Below are 10,185 nucleotides of genomic sequence, written 5' to 3' on the forward strand. Positions count from 1 at the left end.
TAGGAACTTCATAGTATGAATGAAGATATAACTATATATTTATAATAGGGATTGAAGCTTATATATAAATTTTGAACTTAAGTAAAAGTTAAATAAAAGACAGATTTTGAATTTAAGTAAAAAGATGTATAATTAAATAGAAGAAGATAAGGGGAATTGATTTATGAAAGATTTAGAAAAGTGTAGAGAGGAAATTGACGCAATAGATAAAGAATTAGTAAGACTTTTCGAAAAAAGGATGCAACTATCTGTAGATGTAGCTAAATATAAGTTGAGTAATAATCTACCTATTTTAAATGCCAAAAGAGAAGATGAAGTAATAGAGAAAAATAAAAGATATTTAAGTAATGAAAACCTTGGAGAGTATTTTGAAAAGTTCATGTATGAACTTATGAATGTAAGTAAGGAATTACAGGATAAGTTCATAAAAGGGGAGGAGTTATAGTGAAGAAATTTTTTGGAATTATAGGAGAGAAATTAGGGCATACATTTTCTCCTCAAATTCATGAATTAATTTTTGATAATATAGGTGTTGAAGGGAATTTTGATGTCTTTGAAATAAAAAAAGAAGATTTTCATAATACTATATTGAGTTTAAAGACCTTAGGATCAAAGGGTATAACTGTAACAATTCCATATAAAGTTGATATAATGGCTCAGCTAGATGAAATTTCGGAAGAGGCTAAAAAAATAGGAGCTGTAAATGTAGTTGCACTTAAGGACGGAAAAGCAATAGGATACAATAGTGATTACTATGGTTTTGGTATGACTTTAGATAAATTTAATGTGAATATAAAGGGTGAAAAAGCATTAATATTAGGTACAGGTGGCGCATCAAAGGCTGTTGTGCAGTACTTAATTGATAATGGAATAGAAGAGGTTGTATTTGCAACTAGAAATATAGAAGAAGCTAAGAGTAAATATCCTAATTATAAAATAATATCATATAATGAAATTAAAGAATTGAAGGATTTTTCAATTATTATAAATTGCACACCAGTTGGAATGTATCCAAAGGTGGATAAGTCTCCAGTAAATAAAGAGATTTTAAAAGCTTTCAAAGTAGCAGTGGATATTATATATAATCCTTTAGAAACGTTATTTTTAAAAGAAGCTAAGGAAGAAGGCTTAGTTTCTATAAATGGATTATACATGTTAGTTGCACAAGCTGTTAAAGCACAAGAGTTTTGGAATGACATGGATATAGATTATAAAATAATAGAGCCTATAAATAATGAAATCGAAAAACTTATAGGAAGATAAAGAATTATTGTGGGAGATGCTTTAAAAGTGCTCTCACATTTTTTATAAGTACCTCTTAAAACTTTAATTAGAGAAACATATCAGTAGAGAAGCAAAATAGTTAATATTATTGATATAGAATAAAATAAGAGTAATACCATATAAGTGCAAGTGGAACTTATATAATAGTAAAAAAATATAAGGTAGTATTATAGGTGAGGGAATTATGTTGAAAAGTAATATAGTATTAATAGGTATGCCTGGTTGTGGAAAAACCACTATAGGTAAGATGCTTTCAGAAAAAATAAACTATGAGTTCTGTGATATAGATGAGTATATTGAAAAACAAGAAAATACATCAATAAGTAGGATATTTGATAAAGGTGAAGAACATTTTAGAGATATTGAAGAAAAATATGTTAAAGAAGTAGCTTTAAAGCAAGGTATAGTAATATCAACAGGTGGAGGAGTTATAAAAAGAAAAGCTAATATAGAAGCATTAAAAGAAAATGGGGTTATATTTTTTGTTGATAGACCTATAGAAGATATACTAAGTGACCTTGATACAGATAGTAGACCTCTTTTAAAAGATAAGAAGGATAGAATATATAATTTATATAATGAAAGATATGATCTATATATGAAATATTGTAATGATAGAATTATAAATAATAGTAGTATCAATGAAGTCATTGAAGAAATTATTAAAAGGAGTAAATAAAGATGAAAGTATTAGTTATAAATGGGCCTAATTTAAATATGTTAGGTATAAGAGAAAAAAATATTTACGGGAAAGAAAGCTACAAATCAATATGTGATAATTTACAAGAAGTATCAAAGAACTTAGGTCTTGAAATAGAAATAAAGCAAAGCAATATAGAAGGGGAAATAATTAATTATATTCAGGAGGCTTTAGGGAGCTTTGATGGAATTGTAATAAACCCAGGGGCATATACTCACTACAGCATAGCAATATATGATGCATTAAAAGCAGTGAACTTACCAACTGTTGAAGTACATTTAAGTAATATACATTCAAGAGAGGAATTTAGAAGGGTATCAGTTACAGCTCCAGCTTGTATAGGACAAATTTGTGGATTTGGAGCATACGGATATACTATGGCTCTTATGGCATTAAAAGAAAATAATGTGTAAAATTTGTATAATATATTTATTATAGTAGTACAATATGTTGTATAATAAGTAGTAATGGCAACTTTTAATAAAGGTATATTAGTATTAAGCAAGTGATTTAATATGTTATTTTATAAGATAATAAGTTACTACATATATAAGTGGTAGTAATTAGTTGAATTAACTAAAAGTATTTATAATTAACTTATATAATATAACTTTGTAAGTGTGCTGAAATCTTTAAGTTAAAAAACTAAAAGGAGTTGTATTGGCATGAATAAAGAACTTTCAATGGAAGATATGTTAAATGAAGTGGAAGCTTCTATGAAAAGTGTACGTAAAGGACAAATAGTTAAGTGTAAAATAGTTTCAGTAAGAGATAATGAACTTATAGTTAGCACTGGTAGTATGTTTGATGGTATATTACCAAGAACTGAAATAAACATAAATGATAATGTAGAGTTAAAGGACATATTTAAGGAAGATGAAGAACTAGAATTATTAGTTTTACATGTAAATACTTCTGAAAATGAAGTTACATTGTCTAAGAAAAGAATTGATTCAATAAATACTTGGAAAGAACTTCAAGAGCTATATAATTCTAAAGAGATTTTTGAAGTAAAAGTAAAAGAAGTTGTTAAAGGTGGAGTAATAACTGAAATAAAGGGAGAAAGAGCATTTATTCCAGCATCTCAGTTGTCAGTTAGATTCGTTAAAGATTTAAATGAATTTGTAAGTAAAGACCTTAAGGTTAAAATAATAGAATTTGATAAAGAAAAGAAAAAAATAGTTTTATCAAGAAGAGAAGTAGAAGCAGCGGAGGTAGAGGCTAAGAAAAACAGCGCTTTAGAATCTATTAATAAAGGTGATAAAAAACATGGTGTAGTTACTAGAATAGCTAAGTTTGGTGCCTTTGTAGATTTAGACGGTATTGAAGGATTAATTCATCTATCAGAACTTTCATGGAGAAAAGTAAAGGATGCATCAGAGGTCGTTTCTGTTGGAGATGCTGTTGAAGTATATGTAATAGATGTAGATAAGGAAAGTAAAAAGATAGCTTTAACACTAAAAGAAGCTAAAGATAATCCATGGAACAATATTGAAAACAAGTACGCTAAAGGAAGTGTACATGAAGGAACAGTTGTTAAGATTTTAGATTTTGGAGCTTTAGTTGAATTAGAACCTACTGTAAAGGGATTAGTTCATATATCTCAAATAGAAGAAGAACCAGTAGCAAAAGTATCAAATGTTCTAAATGTAGGGGATAAAGTTAAGGTTAAGGTTTTACAAGTAAGTGAAGAGAATCAAAAAATTTCTTTAAGTATAAAAGAAGCTATAGAGAGACCAGTTGAGGATTTATCAGAATTTGTTGATGATAATGATTCAATGGGAACTTTAGCGGACTTATTTAAAGAGAAATTAGGTAAATTAGATTTAAAATAATAAAAAGAGTTAAAGTTCTTGTTGTAAATATATAATGATATTTATGACAAGAACTTTTTTTATAGGAAAAATTAAAATCGAAATATGAAGGAAAAAGTTTGTGAAATATAAAATTAAAGGGAGAAATCGGAAAAAAATATAAAACAAATTAAAACAATTAGGAACAAAGTTTTTATAAAGAAGGAAAAAAATCTCTATTATATTCAAAAAAAATACAAAAACATACAAAATGGAATGCTATTTTTGATAGAATTAAAATAAATTAATTAATATAAGTTAAAAATATAAAAAAAGAGAAAAACATGTAAAAATGCTTTTAATTGAAAATAACATATTAATATGCTAAAATTTACCTTGAAAAATAAGAAATATTGATGCTATATGTAATATTTATGCTGAAGGAGAGTAATTAAATTGATGAAGAAAATAAAACCATTGCATTTTTTGAGTGTTTTTGTTTTTTTATTAATGATTATTATATTTACAACTTCGTATATATATATAAAAATTAATAATAAGAGTATAGATTATATGAATAAGAATGCAAGTGAAGCTGTTCAACAAATAGCTTATGACTTAGGAAGTGTTTTAGAAAATAATAAAGCAATAACAAGTACTTTTTCTAATCTTAATAGCATTAAAAATCATCAGTATGATGAAGCTGCCTTAGAAGTAGAAGAGTTATTAAAGGTAGATTATATAAGTAATGCTTATATTGTAGATCAAGAGCAGAGTTACAATTTAAAGACAAAAAAAGGAAATAATCTTAATATAGCTGAGAACTATGAAAAATTAAAAAATTATCATAAAAGTAAAGATAAGGAAGTTATAGTAAGTGGATTACAGGATAATAGTATATTTATTATAAAAGCTATTGTTTCTATAGAAGATAAAATGAGTAAGTTTGCTGTAATTGAATTAGACCTTAATAAGTTTTTTGAGCAATATATGGATCCTAAATTCATTGCTAGAAAGTTTTATTGCTTAACCAATAATGAGGGGAAAATTATATATAACTCTCACGCTGAGTATATGAATGGTACAGGACATCATTCATTGCAGATGAAAAATGATTATGAAAATATTATAAATTCAGGTAGTCATAAAAGTGATGGTTCAGAAATTTATTCTAATAATATAAGATATAAGGCTATAGCCTACAAGGAAATAAAGGGAACTGATTTTAAGGTTGCAGTAGGAGTTAATTATTATCAAATTATAGATATTTTAGATGTTCTTTCAAAAATGTGTCAACTTGTATGTGTACTTGTACTGATAATTATAATGATATTGATAATAACATACTTTAAATATAAGGTAAGCAAGTATTCTTCAATAGGTGAATGTTGTGCTACAAAAATAGATTCTTGTAAAGGTGATAAAAAGGAAAATATAGCTGAAGATGTAATTGAAGAGGTAGAAGGGAAGTTTAATTATTTGATGGATGAAAATAGGAGGTTAGCACAAGAGGCTGAGGCATATGATAATTTAAGAAATGAGTTTTTCTCTAATGTATCACATGAATTAAAGACTCCTTTAAATGTATTATTTTCAACTATTCAAGTTCTAAAACTATATATAGGAAAAGAATTAAACTCCAAAGAAAAATTAAAGGTTGATAGATACTTTTCAACAATGAGACAAAATGGATATAGGTTGTTAAGAATAGTAAACAACATAATTTATATAACTAGAATAGATAGTGGTTTAATAAATTTAAACTTAGGAAACTATAACATAGTGGATGTAGTAGAAGGAATGATAGATTGTTCTGCTCCATATGCAGAAAGAATAGATAGAAAAATAATTTTTGACACAGAAGTAGAAGAATTAGTTATGGCTATAGACAAAGGAAAAATTGAGCGTATAATACTAAATTTAATATCCAATGCTTTTAAATTTTCCACCTTTGGAGATACAATAGAGATAAATATAAAAAATAAAGAAGAATTCGTTATCATAGTAGTAAAGGATAGTGGATTTGGTATACCTTTAGAAAAACAAAAAATTATATTTGAGAGATTTAGACAAGTAGACAAGCTATACAATAGAAAAAAAGAAGGTAGTGGAATAGGATTATCTATTGTTGAATATTTGGTGAATTTACATGGAGGAACAATTCAAGTAGATAGTGCTGTTGGAATAGGCACTGAATTTATTATTGAGTTACCAGTGAAAATTATTAGTGAAAGCGAATGTGCTGTTGACACTTTTGCCTATGAAAATAATGAAGAAAAAGCAGAAATGGAGTTTTCAGATATTGAATTTTAATAAAATTAGCTACTAAAGTAGTAATGTTTAGTAGCTGATTTTATTTTGAAATATCTAAATTTGAAGGTTGAAAAATAAAAAAACATTTTTTAATTTAATGATTTTAAAAAATATTCAAAAATTTATTGAAGTCTCTACAGGATATGATATAATAAGTTTACTTATATCTAGTGTAAATTTTATTGAAATTCTAATGAATTAATTCATATAGTAATTGATTTATGCTAATTAATAATTTTCAGCATGTCTAGATTTAACTATCATTATATAATAAATATAGAAGTTAATATGAATGTAGGATGTTAATTAGAATATATTTTTTTATAAGAGTATTTAATTTAAAAAATATAATGTAAGCATAAGGAAGATACAATATTAATAAGGAAAATAGTACATACTATTTATTGAATTATTATTAATATATTATTTATACTAGGGAAATATATAGTTGTTATATTTTTTATAATAAAGCAATAAACTTTATATTAAAGAAGAAAGATAGAAAATTCTATAATAATTATTAATATCCTTTAGGAGGTACTATAATGAGTGTACATATAGGTGCTAAACAAAATGAAATTGCTAAAACAGTATTAATGCCAGGAGATCCGTTAAGAGCTAAATTTATAGCAGAAACTATGCTAGAAGATGCAGTTTGTTATAACACAGTTCGTGGTATGTATGGATATACAGGAACTTATAAAGGTAAAAAAGTATCAGTTCAAGGTAGTGGTATGGGTATGCCATCTATGTCTATATATGCAGAAGAGTTATTTAGAGATTACGGAGTAGAAAATATCATTAGAATTGGTACATGTGGAACAATTCAAGAAGATATTCAAGTAAGAGACGTAATTATAGCTATGAGTGCATCAACAGATTCTAATATAAACAATATTAGATTTGGAAATGCAAACTTTGCTCCAACAGCAAGCTTTGATTTAGTATATAGAGCTTACCAAATAGCACAAGAGAAAAATATGAAAGTTGCAGTAGGAAATGTACTATCTGCTGACTTATTCTACCATGAAGATCCTGAAGCTTGGAAAATATGGGCAAAATATAATGTATTAGCACTTGAAATGGAAGGTGCAGCATTATATACATTAGCAGCAAAATATAGAAGAAAAGCGTTAATGTTATTAACAGTAAGTGATAACATTATTACAGGAGAAGAAACTACATCAGAAGAACGTCAAACAACATTTACTCAAATGATAGAGTTAGCTTTAGAGACTGCTGAAGCATAATAACATATAAAAAAGAGCTTATGATATTATATAAAAATATTGTAAGCTCTTATTTTTATATAAATATATATATACGTTGTAATATTGAATCTACAACACGGTAATTTATTATAGGGTAAATTTTTTATAATATAAAATATGATTCAAGTTTATTTAATGTAAGATATATATTACAAATAAATAATAAACTACAATAATAGGAATTGAAAAATGTAATAAGATTATAAGAAAAATTAATACTATAATTATAAGGAGAAAAAGATATAAATAAAATAAGAAGAAAGAATAAGAAGTATAAAAAGATTAAGTTAGAAGAAAGAATAGTAATTATATGAGAGAATAACATATATAGAAAGGATGTTAATGAGAGTATAAAGAGAACATCAAGATAAAGCTTACATTAAGAATAGTTATAGAATAATAAAAAAATATATTACATAAGGGTTAATAAAGAAAAAAGAGAAATAAAAAACACACTATCATTATAATAGTGTGTTATGGTGCCGGAGGCGGGAATCGAACCCGCACGGGTAATTAGCCCACTGGATTTTGAGTCCAGCGCGTCTGCCAGTTCCACCACTTCGGCAAAAAAGTAATTAAATTACTATACAATAATATCATATAAGAGAAATAAAAACAATATAAAATGGATAATTTAATTGGTTCATATTCAATTATTTTTCTAGGTAAGTTTTAAAAAAAAGATTATAATATATGTTGTGACCTATTTTCAAGAAAGAAATCAGATAAAAAGGGGACAGACATGTATAAGTTTTTAGGTATAGCTTTAATAGTTATAGGATGCACAGAAGGATTAATATCTTTATTAATAAAAAAAGAGAAAATTTTAAGTGAAGTTTTAAAGGATAAAAACTCAGAAGTAAAAGATGGCTTTATAGAGATGTGTAATTTGGAGGGATTAATTGATGTAGCAATAGGAAGTTTAGGAATAATATTTTCTTCACTTACCTTTATAATAATAAGTTGGTTAGCTTCTATTTTATTTTTTTATTTAATATATATAAAAAGAAACTTTAAATAAAAAACATCTAAGTCGAAAAATGCAAAATAAAACAAGAAATTTGTAGAAAAAACGAAAAAATAGTTAAAAAAGCAAAAGAAATGTGATAAGATTTGAAGTGTTAAGGCGATAAATTTTAAATGGTGAAAGGATGTTGACAAATGAAAAAATATGGTACATTTGACATACTTGGTCCTATAATGATTGGACCATCAAGTTCACATACTGCAGGTGCAGCTAAATTAGGTAAAGTTGCTAGAGATATAGTTGGTTCTGAGTTTAAAAGCGTAAGTTTCTATTTACATGGTTCCTTTGCTGAAACTTATAGAGGTCATGGTACTGATAAAGCATTAGTAGCAGGTATATTAGGAATGGAACCTCAAGACGAAAATCTTAGAGTAGCTTTTAAGATTGCAGAAGAACAAGGAATAAAATATGAATTTATACCAACTGTAATAGAAAATGCTGAGCATCCTAATACAGTTAAAATAGTCTTTCACATGAATGATGGAACGGATGCAGTTATAATGGGATGTTCTATTGGTGGGGGAAATATTGTTATAAATGAAATTAACGGTTTTGAAGTAGAATTAACAGGCGAATACTGTGTAGTTTTAATCAGACAATTAGATAAAAAAGGAGTATTAAGTAAAGTAACAAAAGTTATAGCAGAAGGCGGAATTAACATAGCAAATATGAAGGCTACAAGATCACATGGAGAAGAAGCCTTTTTAATTGTTGAATGTGATGAATATATTTCAGAAGAAATAGCAGATAAGTTAAAGAAAATAGATGAAGTATTATCAGCACAAATAATAAATACTCCTAAAGCTAAAAGAGAACATGACAAAATGATGAATTAGGTACAGGTACATATTTAAAGAGTTTTAAAATAGAAGCTAAAAAGACTATCAATAACTTTAGGTTAATATATTTAAGAGAAAGTTTATCCAAAATATATTGAATTTTCTAAAGTTAAGAAAGATAGTCTTTTTTATTTATATAAGATTAAATGAATAATTTACTCTAAAAGTTTTTAAGGTTATGTAGTAATCCATTAATAGAAGATTCATAAGTATTTGCAATAGAAGAATGAGCCGAGTTTTTTGTGCTTTTATCTTCTTCTATAGAAGTAGTTGTATTATTAGTAGTATTAAATCCTGTAGAAATAAAGTTATTATCTTCTATGTAAGGTATAGAAGTATTAGATTGAAACATAATTTACATCTCCTTTATACATGTAATATAAGATAAACGGACATAATATCCTAAATTTAAAACAATTAAAATGCTATAAAAGATGGTTTTAATATAAATACTTTAATAGTATTAACTAAAACAATGAAAATATGCTAATAAAATAAGGGAAACAAAACCTAGTGTGTCAATCTTAGAAAAATAAAGAAAATAAGAGAAAAATAAAGAAATATAAAAATAATTTAAGCATATTGGTAAAACTTCAAATGTATAAGAGGATTATTATGATATTATATTACTTGTCGCTGAGAGGCACAGAGAAAAAACAACAAAAACTTAAGTCGAAAAACTTAAAAAAGTTGTTGACAAATGATATCAGGTTTGATATTATAAGGAAGTCGCTTCTGAGAAACGACAAGAAAAACATGGTCTTTGAAAATTAAACAGAGTAATAAAGAAACAACTCGTAAAATGCTTTGAGTAATAAATAAAATCTTATCGAAAGATAAGTAGTCAGTGAATACTGAGTAATCAAACTTTTAAATTGAGAGTTTGATCCTGGCTCAGGACGAACGCTGGCGGCGTGCTTAACACATGCAAGTCGAGCGATGAAGTTCCTTCGGGAAC

At 26.4% G+C, this 10,185-nt stretch carries 10 protein-coding genes, 1 tRNA gene and 1 rRNA gene; 10 read left to right on the top strand and 2 right to left on the bottom strand.

The genetic code is table 11. From position 1 onward, the window contains the following. Positions 1–163: 163 nt before the first annotated feature. The 7 genes from BUA48_RS11220 (at position 164) to deoD (ending at position 7,340) form a co-directional block, all read left to right on the top strand. Entirely contained in the window at positions 164–445 is a 282-nt protein-coding gene (locus BUA48_RS11220; RefSeq protein ID WP_072832153.1) for a chorismate mutase, read from the top strand. Continuing rightward, positions 445–1,263, top strand: coding sequence for a shikimate dehydrogenase (gene aroE / locus BUA48_RS11225; RefSeq protein WP_178138977.1), 819 nt, complete (start codon positions 445–447; stop codon positions 1,261–1,263). The genes BUA48_RS11220 and aroE overlap by 1 nt, the downstream gene beginning before the upstream one ends. Positions 1,264–1,468: 205 nt before the next feature. Then, positions 1,469–1,963, top strand: coding sequence for a shikimate kinase (locus BUA48_RS11230; RefSeq protein WP_084666279.1), 495 nt, complete (start codon positions 1,469–1,471; stop codon positions 1,961–1,963). A 2-nt stretch (positions 1,964–1,965) separates the two neighbouring features. Continuing rightward, positions 1,966–2,397 (top strand): type II 3-dehydroquinate dehydratase, encoded by a 432-nt coding sequence (gene aroQ / locus BUA48_RS11235; RefSeq protein ID WP_072832155.1) that lies wholly within the window; start codon positions 1,966–1,968, stop codon positions 2,395–2,397. A gap of 252 nt (positions 2,398–2,649) precedes the next feature. Next, on the top strand, positions 2,650–3,819 hold the full coding sequence (rpsA, locus tag BUA48_RS11240) for a 30S ribosomal protein S1 (RefSeq protein ID WP_072832156.1): 1,170 nt from the start codon (positions 2,650–2,652) through the stop codon (positions 3,817–3,819). Positions 3,820–4,350: 531 nt separating this feature from the next. Next, positions 4,351–6,090, top strand: coding sequence for a sensor histidine kinase (locus tag BUA48_RS11245; RefSeq protein ID WP_178138978.1), 1,740 nt, complete (start codon positions 4,351–4,353; stop codon positions 6,088–6,090). Positions 6,091–6,635: 545 nt separating this feature from the next. After that, complete coding sequence (deoD, locus tag BUA48_RS11250; RefSeq protein WP_072832158.1) at positions 6,636–7,340, top strand: purine-nucleoside phosphorylase; 705 nt, start codon at positions 6,636–6,638, stop codon at positions 7,338–7,340. Between the two features lie 498 nt (positions 7,341–7,838). Here the strand turns inward: deoD and BUA48_RS11255 are convergent. Next, positions 7,839–7,926, bottom strand: a tRNA-Leu gene (locus BUA48_RS11255). Between the two features lie 177 nt (positions 7,927–8,103). Here BUA48_RS11255 and BUA48_RS11260 point away from each other — a divergent pair. Both BUA48_RS11260 and sdaAB read left to right on the top strand, forming a co-directional pair. Next, positions 8,104–8,382: a hypothetical protein gene (locus tag BUA48_RS11260; RefSeq protein WP_072832159.1), complete on the top strand. Its 279-nt coding sequence runs from the start codon at positions 8,104–8,106 to the stop codon at positions 8,380–8,382. A 140-nt stretch (positions 8,383–8,522) separates the two neighbouring features. Beyond that, positions 8,523–9,224: an L-serine ammonia-lyase, iron-sulfur-dependent subunit beta gene (gene sdaAB, locus BUA48_RS11265; protein ID WP_072832160.1), complete on the top strand. Its 702-nt coding sequence runs from the start codon at positions 8,523–8,525 to the stop codon at positions 9,222–9,224. A 163-nt stretch (positions 9,225–9,387) separates the two neighbouring features. Here sdaAB and BUA48_RS11270 read toward each other — a convergent pair whose 3' ends face one another. Continuing rightward, entirely contained in the window at positions 9,388–9,579 is a 192-nt protein-coding gene (locus BUA48_RS11270; RefSeq protein ID WP_072832161.1) for a hypothetical protein, read from the bottom strand. Between the two features lie 519 nt (positions 9,580–10,098). On the opposite strand from BUA48_RS11270, the gene BUA48_RS11275 reads away from it, so the two are divergent. Beyond that, positions 10,099–10,185, top strand: a 16S ribosomal RNA gene (locus tag BUA48_RS11275); the annotation flags it as partial.

This window comes from Clostridium collagenovorans DSM 3089 (assembly GCF_900130005.1).
GTDB classification, from domain to species: domain Bacteria; phylum Bacillota; class Clostridia; order Clostridiales; family Clostridiaceae; genus Clostridium_D; species Clostridium_D collagenovorans.